Here is a 20,838-nt window from a genome sequence, read left to right as displayed (position 1 = left end):
CGGTGAAAACTTTCGACGACCTCTTCGCTGAGCTGGGCGAGAAGGCCGCCGCGCGTCCCGAGGGTTCGGGCACGGTCCGCGAGCTCGACGCCGGTGTGCACTTCATCGGCAAGAAGATCGTCGAGGAGGCCGCCGAGGTGTGGATGGCCGCCGAGTACGAGGGCGACGAGCGCACGGCCGAGGAGATCTCGCAGCTGCTCTACCACCTGCAGGTGCTGATGCTCGCGAAGGGCCTGACGACGGCCGACGTCTACCGACATCTGTGAGCGTCCCCCCGATCGCCGGAGTGCGCCGCCGCCACGTCGCCGCGCGCTCCCACGCTCTCCGAGGCGCCGTCGCGCCTCCGCTCACCGAATCACCCTCGACCTCCAGAGGACGTCCCGTCGTGACCACGACCACCCCCACCACTCCTGACACCGCCGGCACCACCGCCCCGCCCGCGCTCCTGCGCGTCGCCGTCCCGAACAAGGGCTCGCTCTCCGAGACCGCCGGCCAGATGCTGGCCGAGGCCGGCTACACCGGCCGCCGCGATCCCAAGGAGCTGCACGTCGTCGACGAGCGCAACGGCGTCGAGTTCTTCTACCTCCGCCCCCGCGACATCGCCACCTACGTCGGCTCCGGCGCGCTCGACGTCGGCGTCACCGGCCGCGACCTGCTGATCGACTCCGGCTCCGAGGCGCGCGAGATCGCCAGCCTCGGCTTCGCCGACTCGACCTTCCGCTTCGCCGGTCCGGCCGGCCGCTACACCGAGCTGCAGCAGATCGACGGCCTCCGCGTCGCGACCAGCTACCCCGGCCTCGTCGGCCGCTTCCTCCGCGAGCACGGCGTCGAGGTCACCCTCATCCGCCTGGACGGCGCGGTCGAGTCGGCCATCCAGCTCGGCGTCGCCGACGTGATCGCCGACGTCGTCGAGACCGGCACCACGCTGCGGAAGGCGGGTCTGGAGATCTTCGGGCCCGTCATCCTGAAGTCCACGGCCGTCCTCGTCTCCGGCGCGGGCGAGCCCGAGGGCATCCCGGTCCTGCTGCGCCGCCTGCAGGGCGTCCTCGTCGCCCGCGAGTACGTGCTGCTCGACTACGACTGCCCCGTCGCGCTGCTCGAGACCGCCACCGCGCTCGCGCCCGGCTTCGAGTCGCCGACCGTCTCGCCGCTGCACGACCCCGAGTGGGTCGCCGTGCGGGTCATGGTGCCGCGCGCCGACATGAACCAGGTGATGGACCGCCTCTACGACCTCGGCGCCCGCGCGATCCTGGTCACCTCGATCCACGCCGCGCGCCTCTAGGAGGGGGAGCGATGAGTCTCGCCGTCCGCGTCATCCCGTGCCTCGACGTGGCCGCCGGCCGCGTCGTCAAGGGCGTCAACTTCCAGAACCTGCGCGACGCCGGCGATCCGGTCGAGCTCGCCCGCCTCTACTTCGAGCAGGGCGCCGACGAGCTGACCTTCCTCGACGTCACCGCCACCGTCGACGACCGCTCCACCACCTACGAGGTCGTCCGCGCGACCGCCGAGCAGGTCTTCATCCCGCTCACCGTCGGCGGGGGAGTGCGCTCGGTCGAGGACGTCTCGCGACTGCTCGCGCACGGCGCGGACAAGGTCGGCGTCAACTCCGCCGCGATCGCCCGCCCCGAGCTGATCGGCGAGATCGCCGACGTCTTCGGCGCGCAGGTGCTGGTGCTCTCGCTCGACGTCAAGCGGAGCGATGTCACGCCCTCGGGCTTCGTCGTCACCACCCACGGGGGTCGCCGCGAGACGACCCTCGACGCCCTCGCCTGGGCGGCCGACGCCGTCGAGCGCGGTGCCGGCGAGCTGCTGGTCAACTCCATCGACGCCGACGGCACCAAGCAGGGCTTCGACCTGCCGCTGATCACGGCGATGCGCGAGCTGAGCACCGTGCCGGTGATCGCCTCGGGCGGCGCCGGCGCCGTCGAGCACTTCGCCCCCGCCATCGAGGCGGGCGCCGACGCGGTGCTCGCCGCCTCCGTCTTCCACAATCGCGAGCTGACGATCGGCGACGTGAAGCGCGCCCTCGACGACTCCGGGATCGAGATCCGCCGATGAGCACCGAGACGACGACCGACGGCACGACGACCCCCGACATGACGACCCCGGACGACCTCACCGCGGTCCTCGACCGCGCGACCTTCGACGCGAGCGGCCTCCTGCCCGCCGTCATCCAGCAGCACGACACCGGCGAGGTGCTGATGCTCGGCTGGATGGACCGCGAGGCCCTGCGCCGCACGCTGACCGAGGGCCGGGTGACCTTCTGGTCGCGCTCCCGCCGGGAGTACTGGCGGAAGGGCGACACCTCCGGGCACGCCCAGTACGTCCGCGGGGCCGCGCTGGACTGCGACGCCGACACGCTGCTCGTGCAGGTCGAGCAGATCGGCGCCGCCTGCCACACCGGCGAGCACTCCTGCTTCGACGTCGATCCGCTCGCCCCGGTGACGGACCTCGGGCCGCAGGCGTGAGCGGCCGGCGCCTCAAGTACTCCGCGATCCTCGGGATCGTGCTGCTCGCCGCGCTCGAGCTCACCGCCTCCACCCAGCCCTGGGCGACGCTCGTGCTCACCCCGGGCGTCGGCGACGGCCGGGCGCTCTCCGTCGTCGGCACCGTCGCCGCGCCGGCCCTGTCGGCCCTGGCCCTCGCCGGGCTCGCTCTCGCGGCCGCGCTCGCCATCGCCGGGCCGGTCTTCCGGATCGTCCTCGGGCTGCTGCAGATCGTCCTCGGCGGCTCGGTCGTCCTGGCCGCCTCGACCGCGCTCGCCGATCCCGTGCGCGCCGGCTCGTCGCTGGTCACCGACGCGACCGCGATCGCGGGCCGGGAGTCGGTCGCCGCGCTCGTCGCCTCGTCCTCCGTCACCGCCTGGCCGGTCGTCGCGCTGGTGGCCGGCGTGCTGACCGCGGTCATCGGCGTGCTCGTGCTCGTCACGGTCCGGCGCTGGCCCGGCGCGAAGAAGAAGCGCGTCTCCCGGTTCGAGCCCGCCGACGGCTACGGCCACGGCGCGACCACCGTGCGGACCGACGACGGCGACATCGATCCCGTCGTCTCCTGGGACGAGCTGTCCCGCGGCGACGACCCCACGTCCGCCCGCTGAGCGGGCCCCGGCAGACCCCGCCCGTCGGCGAGGCCCTTCAGGCGCGAGCCGCTAGACTGCTCTGGTTCCCACGCACGTCCAGGAGGAGAGCCATGAGCACCGAGCACGACGACGACAACCACGGCCACTCGCCCGCAGCGTGGACGGCCGTCGTCATCATGCTGGTCGGCTTCACGGTCGGCACGATCGCCTTCTGGTTCGACCTGCCCCTCGTCGTCTGGCTGTCCGCCGGGCTCGTCGTGGTCGGCCTCCTCGTCGGCGTGATCCTGGCCCGCCTGGGCTACGGCGTCGACGGCGCGAAGGCCAACCCGAAGGCGCGCGCGTAGAGTGCTCGGCGATCTGACCGCCGGCGCCCTGGCCGACGCGGCCCGGCGTCGCGAGACCGTCCCGCTCGCCGCCCTCGAGCGGCGTGCCGCCGAGCGCCCGCCCGCCCTCGACGCCCTCGCCGCGCTGGCTCCGGCCGAGCGCGTCAGGATCATCGCCGAGGTCAAGCGGTCCAGCCCGTCCCGCGGCGCCCTCGCCGAGATCCCCGACCCCGCGCTGCTCGCCGGGCAGTACGAGCTCGGGGGAGCGAGCGCGATCAGCGTCCTCACCGAGGAGCGCCGCTTCAAGGGCTCCCTCGCCGACCTCGACGCCGTCCGCGCGAAGGTGTCGATCCCGGTCCTGCGCAAGGACTTCATCGCGGAGCCCTACCAGGTGCTCGAGGCGCGCGCCTCCGGAGCGGACCTCGTCCTGCTCATCGTCGCCGCGCTCGAGCAGCCCGTGCTGGCCGAGCTGCACGCCCTCGTCCTCGAGCTCGGGATGACTCCGCTGGTCGAGACGCACTCGGGCGACGAGCTCGAGCGGGCCGCCGACCTCGGCGCGCGCCTGATCGGGGTCAACGCCCGCGACCTCTCCACCTTCGAGCTCGACCGCGACCTCTTCGGCCGGCTCTCCGAGCGCTTCCCGGCCGACGCCGTCAAGGTCGCGGAGTCGGCGGTCCTCTCGGCCGACGACGTCGCGCACTACCGCCGCTCCGGCGCGGACGTCGTCCTCGTCGGCGAGGCCCTCGTCACCGGCGGCGACCCCGTCTCCACCCTCGCCGGCTTCCTGGCGCACTGATCACGATCCACCGATAGGCGGCACTGCCATGGCACTCCGAGACGAACTCGGTCCCTACTTCGGCGACTTCGGCGGACGCTACGTCCCCGAGTCGCTCGTGAAGGCGCTCGACGAGCTGAGCGCCGAGTACGAGCGCACCAAGGTCGACCCGGCGTTCCGCGCCGAGCTGACCGAGCTGCACCGCAGCTACACCGGCCGGCCCTCGATCATCACCGAGGTGCCGCGCTTCGCCGAGCACGCGGGCGGTGCGCGGATCATCCTCAAGCGCGAGGACCTCAACCACACCGGCTCGCACAAGATCAACAACGTGCTCGGCCAGGCGCTGCTGACCAAGCGCATCGGCAAGACCCGTGTGATCGCCGAGACCGGCGCCGGCCAGCACGGCGTGGCCACCGCCACGGCCGCCGCGCTCTTCGGGCTCGACTGCGTCGTCTACATGGGCGAGGTCGACACCGAGCGCCAGGCGCTCAACGTCGCCCGGATGCGACTGCTCGGCGCCGAGGTCGTCTCGGTGACCACCGGCTCGCGCACCCTCAAGGACGCGATCAACGACGCGATGCGCGACTGGGTCACCAACGTCGAGACGACGAACTACGTCTTCGGCACAGTGGCCGGCCCGCACCCCTTCCCGGCGATGGTGCGCGACTTCCAGAAGATCATCGGCGAGGAGGCGCGCGAGCAGGTCCTCGCCCTCACCGGCGCCCTGCCCACCGCGGTCACCGCCTGCGTCGGCGGCGGCTCCAACGCGATGGGCATCTTCCACGCGTTCCTCGACGACCCCGAGGTCAGGCTGGTCGGCTTCGAGGCCGGCGGCGACGGGATCGAGACCCCGCGCCACGCGGCGACCATCAGCAAGGGCCGCCCCGGCGTCCTGCACGGCGCCCGCAGCTTCCTGCTCCAGGACGAGGACGGCCAGACCGTCGAGTCGCACTCGATCTCGGCCGGTCTCGACTACCCGGGCGTCGGCCCCGAGCACGCCTGGCTCTCCAGCATCGGCCGCGCCGACTACCGCGCGGTCACCGACTCCGCCGCGATGGACGCACTGATGCTGCTGAGCCGCACCGAGGGCATCATCCCCGCGATCGAGTCGGCGCACGCCCTCGCCGGCACGCTCGAGCTCGGCCGCGAGCTCGGCCCCGACGCGACCATCCTGGTCAACCTCTCCGGCCGCGGCGACAAGGACATGACCACCGCCGCGCGCTACTTCGGACTCGTCGACCAGGGCGCGGTGCAGTCGTGAGCGGCGTCGGCCCGAGCGTCGCCGAGACCGTCCGCCGCCGCAACCAGGAGGCCGCGGGCGCCCTGATCGGCTACCTGCCCGCCGGCTTCCCCGACCTCGCGACGAGCATCGACGCCGCAGTGGCCCTCGCCGAGAACGGCGTGGACGCGATCGAGCTCGGCCTGCCCTACTCCGACCCGGTGATGGACGGCCCGGTCATCCAGGAGGCGACCCAGGCCGCCCTCGCCGGCGGATTCCGCCTGCGCCACGGCTTCGACGCGGTCCGCGAGATCCGCGCCCGCGTGGACGTGCCGGTGCTGGTGATGACGTACTACAACCCCGTGCTGCAGTACGGCGTCGAGCGCTTCGCCACCGACCTCGCCGAGGCCGGCGGCTCCGGCCTGATCACGCCCGACCTCATCCCCGACGAGGGAGCCGAGTGGATGGCCGTCTCCGAGCGCCTCGGCCTCGACCGGGTCTTCCTCGCCGCCCCCTCCTCGAGCGACGAGCGCCTGCGCGCGACCGTCGAGGCGAGCCGCGGCTTCGTCTACGCCGTCTCGACGATGGGCATCACCGGAGCGCGCGCGGATGTCGACCGCGCCGCCCGCACGCTCGTCGAGCGCCTGCGCACGGCCGGGTCGGACAACGCCTGCGTCGGCGTGGGCGTCTCGACCGGCGACCAGGTCGCCGAGATCCTCGCCTACGCCGACGGCGCGATCGTCGGCTCGGCCCTCGTGCGCGCGCTCGCCTCCGGGGGAGTCGCCGCTGTGGCGGAGACGGCTCGCGGTCTGGCAGAGGGCACGCGTCCGCGCGCCTGACGCCTCCCAGTACACTCGGGATGCCCGTCGGGGCGCGGCGCCGCCGCGACGACGGGATCCCTCCTTCGAAAGGTCGACGTACCGGTGTCCGTACCGCTGAGCATCCCGAGTCCGCCCGAGGCGTGGAGTCAGTACGACTTCACGCTCTTCGATCGCGCGTTCTCGATCCACACCTACGCCGTCTGCATCCTGGTCGGCATCGTGGTCGCCACGATCATGACGAACGCCCGCCTCAAGCGCCGCGGCGCCGAGCCGTGGGTCGTCCTCGACATCATCATCTGGGCCGTGCCGCTCGGCATCATCGGCGCGCGGCTCTACCACGTGCTCACGCACCCCGGCGACTACTTCTACGCCGGCGCGGACCCGTGGGAGATCATCCGGATCTGGAACGGCGGCAACGCGATCTTCGGCGGCCTGATCGGCGGCGCCGTCGGCGCCTGGATCGGCTGCCGCTGGACCGGCGTCCGCTTCTGGACCTTCGCCGACGCCCTCGCGCCCGGCATGCTCGCCGCGCAGGCCATCGGCCGCCTCGGCAACTGGTTCAACCACGAGCTGTTCGGCCTCCCGACGACCCTGCCCTGGGGCCTCGAGATCGAGAGCAGCAACCCGGCCTTCCCCGTCGGCCTGCCCGCCGGCACGCTCTTCCACCCGACCTTCCTCTACGAGATCCTCTGGAACGTCGTCGGCATCGCGGTCATCCTGCTGCTCGAGCGCCGCCTCAAGCTGCAGTGGGGCACCGCCTTCGCCGCGTACCTGATCTGGTACGGCATCGGCCGCGTCTGGTTCGAGTCCATCCGGATCGACCCGAGCGAGTTCTTCTGGGGCATCCGCACCAACGTCTGGGCGGCGCTGGCCGCCGTCGTCGTCGGCCTGGTCCTCGTCGTGATCCAGCGGCGCGAGCACCCGGGTCGCGAGACCTCGGCCTATCGGCCCGGCCGCGAGTGGACGCCCGCCCCGGCTGCGGTAGAATTCGAGGACGTCGAGTCCGACTCCGACGCCACCACTCCTTCTTCCGGCACCGACGCCGAGAAGTCGACGGTCTCCCGCAGCTGACGCGGTCCGCGGCACCCCCGCGGCCCCGCATCCAGCTCACCTCTCCGTCCGTCCGCCCCACCGCGGCTCAGCCACAAGCGCTGCCGCGGGGGAGCGAGCGCACGACCCCGACGACGGCGCCAGACCTCCGCTCCGCGACCACCGAATGCACGGCCCTCCCGATCGGGGAGCCGCTCCTCCACCACCACACCGCGGGCCAGCGACGTCCCGATCCGCTACGACTCTCGTGAGGACGGTCCCCATGGCTCCCGTTCAGCCCTCGCCCCGCGTCCCCGCCGTGCCGTTCCTCGGCACCCCGTCCGCGCAGGGGATGTACGACCCGGCGGCCGAGAAGGACGCCTGCGGTCTCGCCATGGTCGCCACCATGCGCGGGACGGCCGGGCACGACATCATCGACGCCGCGCTCGACGCGCTGCGCAACCTCGAGCACCGCGGCGCGGTCGGCTCCGACGCCGGCACCGGCGACGGCGCGGGGATCATCACCCAGATCCCCGACGACTTCCTGCGGGCCGTCGCGGCCGTCGAGCTGCCCCCCGTCGGGCAGTACGCGGTCGGCAACGCCTTTCTCCCGGTCGACGTCTTCGAGCGCGAGCGGGTCAAGTCGACCATCGCCGAGATGGCGCGGGAGGAGAACCTCACTGTCCTCGGCTGGCGCTCCATCCCCGTCCAGCCGGACGAGATCGGCACGCTCGCCCGCGCCGCCATGCCGGCGATCGAGCAGCTCTACGTGTCGAGCGAGCTGACCGACGCGGCCGGCGTGCCGCTGGCCGGGCTCCGCCTCGACCGCCTCACCTTCCGCCTGCGCAAGCGCGTCGAGCGCGAGCTCGAGGTGTACTTCATGTCGCTCTCGAGCCGCACGCTCGTCTACAAGGGCATGGTCACCACGCTCCAGCTCGAGCCGTTCTACCCCGACCTCTCGGACGAGCGCTTCACCTCGAAGCTCGCGCTGGTGCACTCCCGCTACTCGACCAACACCTTTCCGTCCTGGCCGCTCGCGCAGCCGTTCCGGATGATCGCGCACAACGGTGAGATCAACACGGTGCAGGGCAACCGCAACTGGATGCGCGCGCGCCAGTCGCAGCTGAAGAGCGCCGAGCTCGGCGACCTCTCGCCGCTGTTCCCGATCGTCTCGACCGGTCGCAGCGACTCCGCCTCGTTCGACGAGACGGTGGAGCTGCTCACGCTGGCCGGCCGCTCGCTGCCGCACGCGATCATGATGATGGTCCCGGAGGCGTGGGAGAACCAGGCCGCCGCGATCGACCAGAAGCGCCGCGCCTTCTACGAGTACCACTCGATGCTCATGGAGCCGTGGGACGGCCCGGCCGCGATCGTCTTCACCGACGGCGACCTCGTCGGCGCCACGCTGGACCGCAACGGCCTGCGCCCCGGCCGCTACGTCGTCACCGACGACGGCCTCGTCGTGCTCGCCAGCGAGATCGGCGTCCTCGACATCGACCCCGCGAAGATCGTCCGCAAGGGCCGGCTGCAGCCGGGCCGGATGTTCCTGGTCGACACCGAGCAGGGCCGCATCGTCGAGGACGAGGAGATCAAGGCGCAGCTCGCGGACTCCGGTCCCTTCGACGAGTGGCTCGACAAGGGCCGCATCAACCTCAAGGACCTGCCCGAGCGCGAGCACATCGTGCACACGCCCGCGTCGGTCAACCGCCGCCAGCGCACCTTCGGCTACACCGAGGAGGAGGTGCGGCTGCTGCTGCTGCCGATGGCGAAGGCCGGCGCCGAGCCGCTCGGCGCCATGGGCTCCGACACGCCCGTCGCGGTGCTCTCCAAGCGCCCGAGGCTGCTCTTCGACTACTTCACCCAGGCGTTCGCGCAGGTGACCAACCCGCCGCTCGACTCCATCCGCGAGGAGGTCGTCACCTCGCTGCGCCTCGGCCTCGGACCGGAGCGCAACCTGCTCTCGGCCGGCGCCGAGCACGCCCGCCAGGTCGTCCTCGACTTCCCGGTGATCGACAACGACGAGCTGGCCAAGATCCAGCACATCGCGCCGCGCCCGCTCAGCCACATCACCACGACGATCCGCGGTCTCTACCGGGTCGACGCCGGCCCGCGCGCCATGCAGGACCGTCTCGACGCGATGTGCGCCGAGGCCGACGAGGCGATCGCCGCCGGAGCGCAGTTCCTGGTGCTCTCGGACCGCGACTCCACCAAGGACCTCGCGCCGATCCCCTCGCTGCTGATGCTCGCCGCCGTGCACCACCACCTGATCCGCACCGAGAACCGGATGCGCGTCGGGCTGGTCGTCGAGGCCGGCGACGTCCGCGAGGTGCACCACGTCGCGACGCTGATCGGCTACGGCGCCTCCGCGGTGAACCCGTACCTCGCGATGGAGACCTGCGAGCAGCTCGTCCGCAGCGGCATGATCTCGGACCTCTCGCCCGAGAAGGCCGTCAAGAACGTGATCAAGGCGCTCGGCAAGGGCGTCCTCAAGATCATGTCCAAGATGGGCATCTCGACCGTGTCCAGCTACGCCGGCGCGCAGACCTTCGAGGCCGTCGGCCTCAGCCAGGTCTTCGTCGACCAGTACTTCACCGGCACCGCCTCCAAGCTCGGCGGCATCGGCATCGAGGTCGTCGCCGAGGAGAACGCCGCTCGCCACCGCGCCGCGTACCCCGAGGACGGAGCGGTCGTCGCGCACGAGCGCCTCGCGGTCGGCGGCGAGTACCAGTGGCGCCGCGACGGCGCGCCGCACCTCTTCAACCCGGACACCGTCTTCCGGCTGCAGCACTCCACCCGCAACCGCCGCTACGACGTCTTCCGCGAGTACACCAAGATGGTCGACGACCAGGCGCTCTCGCTGATGACCCTCCGCGGAATGTTCACCCTCGACACGGAGGGCCGCACCCCCGTCCCGATCGACGAGGTCGAGCCGGTCGAGTCGATCGTCAAGCGCTTCTCCACCGGGGCGATGAGCTACGGCTCCATCTCGCCGGAGGCACACGAGACGCTCGCCATCGCGATGAACCGCCTCGGCGCCAAGTCGAACACCGGCGAGGGCGGCGAGGACACCGAGCGACTGCTCGACCCGGAGCGACGCTCCGCGATCAAGCAGGTCGCCTCGGGCCGCTTCGGCGTCACGAGCATGTACCTGACGCACGCCGACGACATCCAGATCAAGCTCGCCCAGGGCGCCAAGCCCGGCGAGGGCGGCCAGCTGCCGCCGACCAAGGTCTACCCGTGGATCGCGCGCACCCGGCACGCGACCGCCGGCGTCGGCCTGATCTCGCCGCCGCCGCACCACGACATCTACTCGATCGAGGACCTCAAGCAGCTGATCTTCGACCTCAAGCGGGCGAACCCGAAGGCGCGCATCCACGCGAAGCTCGTCAGCCAGTCGGGCATCGGCGCGGTCGCGGCCGGCACTGCCAAGGCCCTGGCCGACGTGATCCTCGTCTCGGGCCACGACGGCGGCACCGGCGCGAGCCCCGTCAACTCGCTCAAGCACGCGGGCACGCCCTGGGAGCTCGGCCTCGCCGAGACCCAGCAGACGCTGATGCTCAACGGCATGCGCGACCGCGTCGTGGTGCAGGTCGACGGCCAGATGAAGACCGGCCGCGACGTCGTCATCGGGGCCCTGCTCGGCGCCGAGGAGTTCGGCTTCGCCACCGCCCCGCTGATCGTCGAGGGCTGCATCATGATGCGCGTCTGCCACCTCGACACCTGCCCGGTGGGCGTCGCGACGCAGAACCCGGAGCTGCGCAAGCGCTTCAACGGCAAGCCCGAGTTCGTCGTCAACTTCTTCGAGTTCATCGCCCAGGAGGTCCGCGAGTACCTCGCCCAGCTCGGCTTCCGCTCGATCGACGAGATCGTCGGCCACCGCGAGCTGCTCGACGTCAACCGCGCCATCGAGCACTGGAAGGCGAGCGGGCTCGACCTGACGCCGATCCTGGTCGGCCCGGTCTTCCGCGCCGAGGAGCCGCGCCGCCACGGCCGCGCGCAGGAGCACGAGCTGGAGAAGCACTTCGACAACGAGCTGATCCGCCTCGCCGCGAACGTGCTCGACCACCGCGGCACCGTGGTGATCGACCGCGAGATCAAGAACACCGAGCGCGCGGTCGGCACCATGCTCGGCCACGAGGTGACCGTCCGCTACGGCGAGAACGGGCTGCCGGCCGACTCCATCACGGTGAACCTGCGCGGCTCGGCCGGGCAGTCGCTCGGTGCGTTCCTGCCCGCGGGCATCACGCTGCGCCTCGAGGGCGACTCGAACGACTACGTCGGCAAGGGCCTCTCCGGCGGCCAGATCGTGGTGCGGCCCGACCGCCGCAGCACCTTCGACGCGTCGGCGAACGTCATCGCCGGCAACGTGATCGGCTACGGCGCGACCCAGGGCACGATGTTCATCCGCGGAATGGTCGGCGAGCGCTTCCTGGTCCGCAACTCCGGTGCCACGGCGGTCGTCGAGGGCGTGGGCGACCACGCGCTCGAGTACATGACCGGCGGGCTCGCCGTCATCCTCGGCGCGACCGGCCGCAACCTCGGCGCGGGCATGTCCGGCGGCACCGCCTACATCCACGACCTGAGCCGCGAGCTCGTCAACCGCGACGCGATCGCCTCCGGGGAGCTGACGCTCTCCGAGCTCGGCAGCGCCGACGTGGAGATCCTCCGCGACCTGCTCGAGCGGCACGTGGCCGAGACCGAGTCGACCCTGGCCCAGGGGATGCTCGACGATTTCGACGGAACCGTCTCGCGTTTCGTCAAGGTACTGCCCCGCGACTTCGCCGCGGTGCTCGCGACGCGAGCATCCGCCGTGGAGGAGGGGCTCGACCCCGACGGCGACATCGTCTGGGGACGGATTCTGGAGGTGACCGGTGGCTGATCCCAAGGGATTCCTGAAGGTGCAGGACCGGGAGCTGCCCAAGCGGCGCCCGGTGTCCGTGCGGCTGATGGACTGGAAAGAGGTGTACGAGCAGGGCGACACCGCCGTGCTGCGCCGGCAGGCCGGCCGCTGCATGGACTGCGGCATCCCGTTCTGCCACAAGGGCTGCCCGCTCGGGAACCTGATCCCCGAGTGGAACGACCTGATGTGGCGCGGCGAGGGCCGCCAGGCGATCGAGCGCCTGCACGCGACCAACAACTTCCCGGAGTTCACCGGCCGCCTGTGCCCCGCGCCCTGCGAGTCGTCCTGCGTGCTCGGTATCAACCAGCCCGCGGTCACGATCAAGCAGATCGAGGTCTCGATCATCGATCAGGCCTTCGGCAACGACTGGGTGCAGCCGCACCCGCCCGAGCGCCTGACCGGCAAGACGGTCGCCGTCGTCGGCTCCGGCCCCGCCGGTCTCGCCGCCGCGCAGCAGCTCACCCGCGCCGGGCACACCGTCGCGGTCTACGAGCGCGACGACCGCATCGGCGGCCTCCTGCGCTACGGCATCCCCGACTTCAAGATGGAGAAGAAGCACCTCGAGCTGCGCCTGAACCAGATGAAGGCCGAGGGCACCCGCTTCCGCGCCGGCGTCGACATCGGCACGGACATCACCTGGGACGATCTGCGCGCGCGCTACGACGCCGTCGTGGTCGCCACCGGTGCGATGGTGCCGCGCGATCTGCCGATCCCCGGCCGCGACCTGGCCGGCGTGCACTTCGCGATGGAGTACCTGGTCCAGTCGAACCACGCCATCGCGGGCGACCGCGTCTTCGAGCAGATCTCGGCCGAGGGCAAGCACGTCGTCGTCCTCGGCGGCGGCGACACCGGAGCCGACTGCATCGGCACCGCGCACCGCCAGAAGGCCGCCTCGGTCACCAACCTCGCGATCGGCACCCAGCCGCCGTCGCAGCGTCCGGACAGCCAGCCCTGGCCGATGGACTCGACGGTCTTCGAGATCGCCAGCGCCCACGAGGAGGGCGGGGAGCGCGTGTTCCTCGCCTCGACCGTCGAGTTCCTCGCCAACGAGGTCGGCGAGGTCCGCGCCGTGCGCGTGGCCGAGACCGAGTACCTCGACGGCCGCCGCGTGCCCAAGGCGGGCACCGAGCGCGAGATCCCGGCCGACCTGGTCCTCCTGGCCCTGGGCTTCACCGGCCCCGAGTCGGAGCACCTCGCCGGCCAGCTCGAGGTCCCCTTCACGGACCGCGGCAACGTGGTCCGCGGCGACCGCTTCGAGACCAGCGTCCCGGGCGTCTTCGTCGCCGGGGACGCCGGCCGCGGCCAGTCGCTGATCGTCTGGGCGATCGCCGAGGGCCGCTCCGTCGCGGCCGAGATCGACCGCTACCTCGAAGGCACCACTCAGCTGCCCGCGCCCGTCGGGCCCAACGACCGGGGCTTCACGCTCTAGTCCCACGGACGCGATAGTCTTCGCGCGCCAGCTTCACAGCTCACCCTCCCCGCTATCGACGCGCCCTCGGGCGCAGAACAACGGAGCACCCCCTCAATGAGACGAGCGAAAATCGTCGCCACCCTCGGCCCGGCAACGTCGTCGTACGAGACCATTCGTGCGATCATCGACGCCGGCGTGGACGTGGCCCGCATGAACCTCAGCCACGGCAGCTACGACGTGCACGAGGGCATCTACCGCCTCGTGCGCAAGGCCGCCGAGGACTCCGGTCGCGCCGTCGCGATCATGGTCGACCTGCAGGGTCCCAAGATCCGCCTCGGCAAGTTCGAGGGCGGTCCGTACCCCCTCGCCGAGGGCGACGTCTTCACCATCACCACCGAGGACGTCCTCGGCACCAAGGAGCTCTCGGGCACCACGTTCAAGGGCCTGCCCGACGACGTGAACCCCGGCGACATGCTCCTGATCGACGACGGCAAGGTCGCGGTCCGCGTCACCGCCGTCGAGGGCCCCCGCGTCATCACCGAGTGCGTCGTCCCCGGCAACATCTCGAACAACAAGGGCATCAACCTGCCCGGCGTCGCGGTCAACGTGCCCGCGCTGTCGCAGAAGGACGAGGACGACCTCCGCTGGGCCATCCGCCTCGGTGCCGACATCATCGCGCTCTCCTTCGTGCGCAACGCGAGCGACATCGTCCGCGTGCACGAGATCATGGCGGAGGAGGGCCGCAAGGCCCCCGTCATCGCCAAGATCGAGAAGCCGCAGGCCGTCGACAACCTGCAGGAGATCATCGACGTCTTCGACGGCATCATGGTCGCCCGCGGCGACCTCGGCGTCGAGCTGCCCCTCGAGGCCGTGCCGATCGTGCAGAAGCACGCCGTCGAGCTCGCCCGCCGCTGGGCCAAGCCCGTCATCGTGGCGACCCAGATGCTCGAGTCGATGATCGAGAGCCCGCGCCCCACCCGCGCCGAGGCCTCCGACGTCGCGAACGCCATCCTCGACGGAGCCGACGCGGTCATGCTCTCCGGCGAGACCAGCGTCGGCGCCTGGCCGGTCGTCACCGTCCAGACCATGGCCCGCATCGTCGAGTCCACCGAGGAGCACGGCCTCGAGCGGATCCCCCCGCTCGGCAGCAAGCCGCGCACCCAGGGCGGCTCCGTCACCCTCGCCGCCGCCGAGGTCGCCGAGTTCGTCGAGGCCAAGTTCCTCTGCGTCTTCACCGAGTCCGGCGACTCCGTCCGCCGCATGACGCGCCTGCGCCACGGCATCCCGATCATCGGCTTCACCCCCGAGCCCTCGGTCCGCCGCCGCATGGCGCTCAACTGGGGCGTCCAGTCCTACGTCACGCCCCGCGTGAACCACACGGACGCGATGTTCGCCCAGGTCGACGCCGTCCTCCTCCGCGAGAACCTCGCGAAGGCCGGCGACACCGTCGTCGTCGTCTCCGGATCGCCCCCCGGACGCGCCGGCACCACCAACGACATGCGCGTGCACGTCGTCGGCTCCTCCAGCTCCTCGGAGCCGGTGGAGAACTGGGACCACTGAGTTCCTGCAGAAGGGCCCGGTCGCTAGCGCGACCGGGCCCTTCTGCGACGGACTCCTCGTTCCTCGTCGTCCGTCGGCCGTCGGCTTGGCGACGGGGTGCGATGGCAGGGGCCGGTCGCGTTCCGGGTACGACGATCCGCTGGCACGCGGATCGCCGGTGACCCTGCGGAGCGGCGGCCGGTCTGCAGGGGTGGCGACCCCTCCGGGGCGCCACGCTCCCGAGCGGGGGTGGGGGCTTCCGCTCCTGCTGATCGAGCGGCCGCGCCATCCATGCTGGTCGAGTAGCCGCGCAGCGGCGTCATCATGCTGGTCGAATAGTCACGCGGCGGTCTTCCATGCTGGTCGAGTAGCCGCGCAGCGGCGTATCGAGACCCACGCTCGCCAGCGCGTCAGGTGAAAGGGCCGCGGCCCCTTCGGGGCGCGAGCCACTCCTCGCCGCATGAGCAGCTGCCGATCCCGGCCGAGCATGTTCAGCGGCGCCTTCAGGGGGCCGCGCCCTTCCATGCTGGTCGAGTAGCCGCGCAGCGGCGTATCGAGACCCGGCGTCGTCGGCAGGGCGGGTCTGCAGGCTTGTGTTCGGGCGTGGTGGATCTCGATACGCCGCGCTCCGCGGGCTACTCGATCGGCATGCTCGTGCCCGACGATGCGGTGCCGATCCTCGGGGGCGTCGCCGCCGGTCCGGGGGCGGCTGCGGGCCGCGCTAGCGTGGGGGCATGCGACTCGGCGTGCTCGACATCGGCTCCAACACGGTCCATCTGCTGCTCGTCGACGCGCACCCGGGGGCGCGGCCCGTGCCGTACCGGTCGCACAAGCGCAGCCTCGCGCTGGTCGCGTACCTCGACGCCGCGGGCGACATCACCGAGGAGGGGCAGCGCGAGCTGATCTCCTTCGTCGCGGAGGCGCACGAGGTCGCCCGCCGCCACCGCGCGGAGGACCTGCTCGCCTTCGCCACCTCCGCGATCCGCGAGGCCGGCAACGGCGCCGCGGTGCTCGAGCGCGTCCGCACCGAGACCGGCGTGCACCTCCAGGAGCTCGGCGGCGAGGCCGAGGCGTCCGCGACGTTCCTCGCCGTGCGCCGCTGGTTCGGCTGGGGCGCCGGCTCGATCCTCGACCTCGACATCGGCGGCGGCTCCTTCGAGCTGTCCATGGGCGTGGACGAGGTCCCCGAGCTCGCCGTCTCGGTGCCGCTCGGAGCCGGCCGCGTCACCCGCGACCTCCTCGACGGCGACCCCGCCTCCGCCACGAGCGTCAAGGCCGCCCGCCGGCACGCCCGCGAGGTGCTCGCCGAGCCCGTCCGCGCCTTCCTCGCCCTCGGCACCCCCGACCTCGTCGCGGGCACCTCGAAGACCTTCCGCTCCCTGGCCCGGATCGCCGGCGCCGCTCCCAGCGCCGCCGGCCCGCTCGCCCGCCGCGAGCTGCACCTCGTCGACCTGCGGCTCTGGTCCTCCCGCCTCGCCGCGATCAGCGCGGCCGACCGCTCGGCGCTGCCCGGCGTCTCCACGCTCCGCGCCCCGCAGCTGCTGGCCGGCGCGCTCGTCGCCGAGGCGGCCATGGAGGCGCTGCACGTCGAGACGCTCGTGATCTGCCCGTGGGCGACCCGCGAGGGCCTGATCATCCGCCGCTTCGAGCTCCTCGACGCGCAGCTGCAGCGCGAGGAGCCTCAGCTGAGCGTGATGCTGTAGGAGAAGGCGTGCTGCTCGCCCGGGGCGAGCACGAACTGCCGCGGCTTGTCGACGATGTCGCCGTCCCAGCCCTCCGGCGTCGGCACGCTCCGCCACGGCTCGATGCAGACGAACGGCGCGCCGACCGGCTTCCAGACGCCGACGACGTCGAAGTCGCCGGTGTCGACCGCGATCGAGCGCGCGCCGTCGGCCTCGAGCGTCAGCGTGCGGCGGCGGGGCTCGTCGAAGATCAGCACGCCCTCCTCGAAGTGCGCGTCGTCCACCGTGAGCACGCCGTCCTCGAGCGGTGCCGGGTGGCGCTCGGCGACGAGCAGGTTCTCGGGAGCGCGGCGGAACCCCTCCGGCTCGGGCTGCGCGAAGCGGATCCGGTGCTCACCGGTCGCCCCCGGCAGCGGCAGCGCGAACGCCGGGTGGTTGCCGACCGAGGCGCCGAGCGGCTCCGTGCCGCGGTTCTCGACGGTCTGCGTGATCCGCAGCGTCGATCCGGTCACCGCGTAGGCGATCAGCAGCGACCAGTCGAAGGGGAACACCGCGCGGGTCGCATCGTCGCTGCGCAGTCGGAAGACGGCCTCGTCGCCGCCGACGCCGGCCAGCTCGAAGACGCGGTCGCGCGCGAAGCCGTGCTGGCCCATCGGGTGGTCGCGGCCGTCGTGGTGCAGGGTGTCGCCCGGCAGCCGCCCGATGATCGGGAAGAGCACGGGAGCGTGCCGGCGCCACTCGGGGCCGGCCTGCCAGAGGTACTCGCGGTTCTCGGTGTCGCGGAGGGAGGTCATCTCGGCGCCCGCGGTCGTCAGCGCCACGCGCAGCTCGTGGCTGCCGATCGCGAGGACGGTGGGCTCGGGGGAGTCGTTGCTGCTCATCCTCCGATTCTGCCGCTGACCCGGGCCGGCGCGGTGACCGGCGCCGCACCGACCGCGGATCGGTGCCGGACCGGCGTGACAGCATGGGGCGATGCCTCCCGAGAAGTCCGCCGCCTCCTGGCGCGCCCGCGTGGGCGAGCTCAGCGGCGGCGACCCCGGAGAGCCGACTCCGACGCTCACGCCGATCGGCCTGCAGTTCGAGCTGCGCCGCCTGGTCCGGCGCGCCGACGACCCGTGGCGCGCGCCGACGAGCGAGCGCGTCACCGCGGCGACCTACGACCCCGCCGAGCGCGACGACCACCGCCTCGCCACCCGCCCGGTCGTGCCCGGCCGCGGCGGCGCCTGGAACCGGACGACGCTGACCTGGAAGTCGCTGAACTTCCAGACCCACCGGCTCTCGCTCGATCCGGCGCACCAGCGCTGGTTCGCCGAGTTCGCCGCACTGCACCGGGCCACCCGCACCGTGCACCTCGGCCAGGACCCGGACTGGATCCACCTCGACGACTACGAGAGCCCGCTGCTCTGGCGGCTGCTCGAGCAGGCGGAGGGCCTGCGCATCCCGCTGCTCACCACCGGCACGGGTGCTCTCGCGCGCTCCGCCTCGGCGCACGTCGCCCTGGTCGCGTCCGATCAGGCGGGCGCCCTGGAGCTCACTCCCGTCCTCCGGCTCGACGCCGGCGAGCGCCCGCTCGAGGCCGCCCGGCCGATCGCCCGGCACGGCGTCTACCTGGTGGAGTCCGGCGACCCGACCGCGCTGCTGCTCGCGCCGACCCCGCAGCCGCTCGATGAGGAGGAGCTGCGGCTGCTCCGCCATCCCGAGCCGACGGGCATCCCGGCGGAGGACGTCGCCGAGTTCCTGGCGGAGCACCTGCCGACCCTGCGCGGCCGCGTCGCTGTGCGGGGCGCGGACGCCGGGATGGAGCTCGACGAGCCGGAGCCGCCCCGGCTGGTCTGCACCGTCTCGTTCGAGCCGCGCCGCGTCGTCCGCGTCGGCTTCCACTGGCGGCGCAGCCCCGACCGGGCGCGCGAGCTCGACGGGGGCGGGGACGACGCGCTCGAGGACTCGATCCTCCGCCGCGCCCGGACCGTCCTGGCCGCCGCGCAGTCGGACGTCGTCCCCGACGTCGACCGGCCCTCGGTCCTGCGCGGCGCGGCGGCGGCGGTCTTCGTCGTCGAGCAGCTGCCACTCCTCGAGGGCGTCGGCGGCGTGCGGATCGAGCGCGAGGGGAAGCAGCCCGACTACCGGCTGCTGAACGGACCGCTCACCCTCACGCTGACCGCGGCGGACACCGAGAGCGCCGACTGGTTCGACCTCGGCGTCGTGGTCACGATCGGCGACGCGAGCGTCCCCTTCGGCCCGCTGTTCCGCGCGCTCGCGAACGGCGGCGACCGGATCCGGCTCGTGGACCACTCCTACCTCTCGCTCGCGCACCCGGGCCTCGACCGGCTCCGCGAGCTGCTGCAGCGCGCCGACGAGCTGGAGGAGTGGGAGACCGGCCCGCGGATCGGCCGGCACCAGACCGCGCTCTGGGAGGAGCTGGACGAGCTCGCCGACGCGAGCACCGCCTCCGACGCCTGGAAGGACGTGCTCGAGAACGCTCTGGCGGCCGGTGCGCCGGTCGACGTCGAGCCGCCGGCCGGCCTCACCGGAGAGCTGCGCTCGTACCAGCGCGAGGGCTACTCCTGGCTCGTGCACCGCCGCAGGCACGGGCTCGGCGGGATCCTCGCCGACGACATGGGGCTGGGCAAGACGCTGCAGACCCTCGCGATGATGCTCCAGGCGGTGGAGGAGGCGCGCGCCGCCGGAGTCCGCGCCGCGCCCTTCCTCGTGGTCGCGCCGACCTCGGTGCTGCCCGGCTGGCTCTCGGAGGCGGCCCGCTTCGCCCCGTCGCTCCGGGTCGCGGCGGTGACCAGCACCCGGGACGGGCGCGGCGACACCCTCGCCGCCCTGCCGGCCGATCTCGACGTCGTGGTCACCAGCTACGCGGTGCTCCGCCTGGCCGGCGAGCAGTGGGCCGAGCGGGAGTGGTCGGCCCTCGTCCTCGACGAGGCGCAGTTCGTGAAGAACCCGTCCTCGCAGGCGCACCGGGCCGCCCGCGGCGTCGGCGCGCCGATCACCCTCGCCCTCACCGGCACGCCGCTCGAGAACTCGCTCGACGAGCTGTGGGCGGTCCTCGCGCTGACCGCGCCCGGTCTCCTGCCGTCGCTGCGGCGCTTCCGGGAGGAGTTCACCCGCCCGATCGTGCACGCGGACGAGCCGGTCGGCATCGCCTCGCCGGACCTGTCGGCGGGGCGCACGATCTCGCACTCCGAGGGAGCGCGGCGGCGCCTCGACCGGCTGCGCCGACGGATCCGCCCGTTCCTCCTGCGCCGGACGAAGGAGGCGGTGGCGCCCGAGCTGCCCGAGAAGCAGGAGCAGACCCTCGAGGTCACCCTCGCCCCGAGCCACCGCGTGCTCTACGACGGCTATCTGCAGCGCGAGCGGCGGAAGCTCCTCGGGCTGGTCGACGACCTCGACCGCCAGCGCTTCACCGTGTTCCGCTCGCTCACGCTGCTCCGCCTGCTCGCTTTGGACGCCTCGCTGGTCGATCCCGCTTACCGGCACGTGCCCTCCGCCAAGCTCGACGCGCTGATCGAGCAGCTCGACGACGTGCTGGCCGAGGGGCGCCGGGCGCTCGTTTTCAGCACCTTCACCTCGTACCTGGAGCGGGCGGCCGAGCGGCTGCGGCGGCGGGGGATCCCGTTCGTGCAGCTCGACGGCTCCACCCGCGACCGGGGCGCGGTGATCGACGAGTTCCGCTCCGGAGCCGCGCCGGTGTTCCTGATCAGCCTGAAGGCGGGCGGGACGGGACTCACGCTGACCGAGGCCGACCACGTCTTCATCCTCGACCCCTGGTGGAACCCCGCCGCCGAGGCCCAGGCGGTGGACCGCGCGCACCGCATCGGCCAGGAGCGCCGGGTCAACGTCTACCGACTGGTCGCGAAGGACACGATCGAGGAGAAGATCGTCCGGCTGAAGGAGCGCAAGGCTCGTCTGAGCACCGCCGTCCTCGACGAGGGCGAGCTGTTCGCGCAGGCGCTCACCGCCGACGACCTGCGCGAGCTGCTGGGGGAGTGAGGCGGGCCCGGCACCTCCTGGCTTGATCCGAGGACCTCGGACGAGCCCGGCGGCCCGGGAACCT

16 protein-coding genes are annotated in these 20,838 nt (G+C 72.5%); 15 read left to right on the top strand and 1 reads right to left on the bottom strand.

Features of this window, described 5'->3' with window-relative positions; genetic code table 11:
- Positions 1-2: 2 nt before the first annotated feature.
- The 14 genes from C1I64_RS08310 (at position 3) to C1I64_RS08245 (ending at position 16,796) form a co-directional block, all read left to right on the top strand.
- Positions 3-266, top strand: a complete 264-nt coding sequence (locus C1I64_RS08310; protein ID WP_055791842.1) for a phosphoribosyl-ATP diphosphatase — start codon at positions 3-5, stop codon at positions 264-266.
- A gap of 119 nt (positions 267-385) precedes the next feature.
- Positions 386-1,282: an ATP phosphoribosyltransferase gene (gene hisG, locus C1I64_RS08305; protein WP_127886895.1), complete on the top strand. Its 897-nt coding sequence runs from the start codon at positions 386-388 to the stop codon at positions 1,280-1,282.
- 11 nt (positions 1,283-1,293) lie between these two features.
- Positions 1,294-2,058, top strand: a complete 765-nt coding sequence (gene hisF / locus C1I64_RS08300; RefSeq protein WP_127886894.1) for an imidazole glycerol phosphate synthase subunit HisF — start codon at positions 1,294-1,296, stop codon at positions 2,056-2,058.
- Positions 2,059-2,096: 38 nt separating this feature from the next.
- Positions 2,097-2,468 (top strand): phosphoribosyl-AMP cyclohydrolase, encoded by a 372-nt coding sequence (gene hisI, locus C1I64_RS08295; RefSeq protein ID WP_127888497.1) that lies wholly within the window; start codon positions 2,097-2,099, stop codon positions 2,466-2,468.
- Positions 2,465-3,094, top strand: coding sequence for a Trp biosynthesis-associated membrane protein (locus C1I64_RS08290; protein WP_127886893.1), 630 nt, complete (start codon positions 2,465-2,467; stop codon positions 3,092-3,094). The genes hisI and C1I64_RS08290 overlap by 4 nt, the downstream gene beginning before the upstream one ends.
- 92 nt (positions 3,095-3,186) lie before the next feature.
- Entirely contained in the window at positions 3,187-3,420 is a 234-nt protein-coding gene (locus C1I64_RS08285) for a DUF6704 family protein (protein WP_123446235.1), read from the top strand.
- Position 3,421: 1 nt separating this feature from the next.
- A complete protein-coding gene (trpC, locus tag C1I64_RS08280; RefSeq protein ID WP_127886892.1) occupies positions 3,422-4,195 on the top strand; it encodes an indole-3-glycerol phosphate synthase TrpC in 774 nt (257 codons plus the stop codon).
- A gap of 28 nt (positions 4,196-4,223) precedes the next feature.
- Positions 4,224-5,435, top strand: coding sequence for a tryptophan synthase subunit beta (gene trpB / locus C1I64_RS08275; protein ID WP_123446237.1), 1,212 nt, complete (start codon positions 4,224-4,226; stop codon positions 5,433-5,435).
- Positions 5,432-6,232, top strand: a complete 801-nt coding sequence (trpA, locus tag C1I64_RS08270; protein WP_127886891.1) for a tryptophan synthase subunit alpha — start codon at positions 5,432-5,434, stop codon at positions 6,230-6,232. The genes trpB and trpA overlap by 4 nt, the downstream gene beginning before the upstream one ends.
- An 84-nt stretch (positions 6,233-6,316) precedes the next feature.
- A complete protein-coding gene (lgt, locus tag C1I64_RS08265; protein WP_425272902.1) occupies positions 6,317-7,285 on the top strand; it encodes a prolipoprotein diacylglyceryl transferase in 969 nt (322 codons plus the stop codon).
- A gap of 241 nt (positions 7,286-7,526) precedes the next feature.
- A complete protein-coding gene (gene gltB, locus C1I64_RS08260; RefSeq protein ID WP_127886890.1) occupies positions 7,527-12,122 on the top strand; it encodes a glutamate synthase large subunit in 4,596 nt (1,531 codons plus the stop codon).
- Entirely contained in the window at positions 12,115-13,572 is a 1,458-nt protein-coding gene (locus C1I64_RS08255; protein ID WP_127886889.1) for a glutamate synthase subunit beta, read from the top strand. Before gltB ends, C1I64_RS08255 begins: the two co-directional genes overlap by 8 nt.
- A gap of 96 nt (positions 13,573-13,668) precedes the next feature.
- A complete protein-coding gene (gene pyk / locus C1I64_RS08250) occupies positions 13,669-15,114 on the top strand; it encodes a pyruvate kinase (RefSeq protein ID WP_123446241.1) in 1,446 nt (481 codons plus the stop codon).
- Between the two features lie 713 nt (positions 15,115-15,827).
- Positions 15,828-16,796 carry a Ppx/GppA phosphatase family protein gene (locus tag C1I64_RS08245; RefSeq protein WP_127886888.1) on the top strand — a complete coding sequence of 323 codons (969 nt, stop codon included), beginning with the start codon at positions 15,828-15,830 and terminating at the stop codon, positions 16,794-16,796.
- Here C1I64_RS08245 and C1I64_RS08240 read toward each other — a convergent pair.
- Positions 16,775-17,656: an aldose 1-epimerase family protein gene (locus C1I64_RS08240; RefSeq protein WP_127886887.1), complete on the bottom strand. Its 882-nt coding sequence runs from the start codon at positions 17,654-17,656 to the stop codon at positions 16,775-16,777. The genes C1I64_RS08245 and C1I64_RS08240 overlap by 22 nt on opposite strands.
- Positions 17,657-17,747: 91 nt before the next feature.
- Here C1I64_RS08240 and C1I64_RS08235 point away from each other — a divergent pair, with 91 nt between their 5' ends.
- Positions 17,748-20,774 carry a DEAD/DEAH box helicase gene (locus C1I64_RS08235; protein ID WP_127886886.1) on the top strand — a complete coding sequence of 1,009 codons (3,027 nt, stop codon included), beginning with the start codon at positions 17,748-17,750 and terminating at the stop codon, positions 20,772-20,774.
- The last annotated feature ends 64 nt before the right edge of the window (positions 20,775-20,838 follow it).

The organism is Rathayibacter festucae DSM 15932, assembly GCF_004011135.1.
GTDB classification, from domain to species: domain Bacteria; phylum Actinomycetota; class Actinomycetes; order Actinomycetales; family Microbacteriaceae; genus Rathayibacter; species Rathayibacter festucae.
The sequence above is the reverse complement of the archived record's forward strand: the minus strand, read 5'-3'. Positions and strand labels throughout refer to the sequence as shown.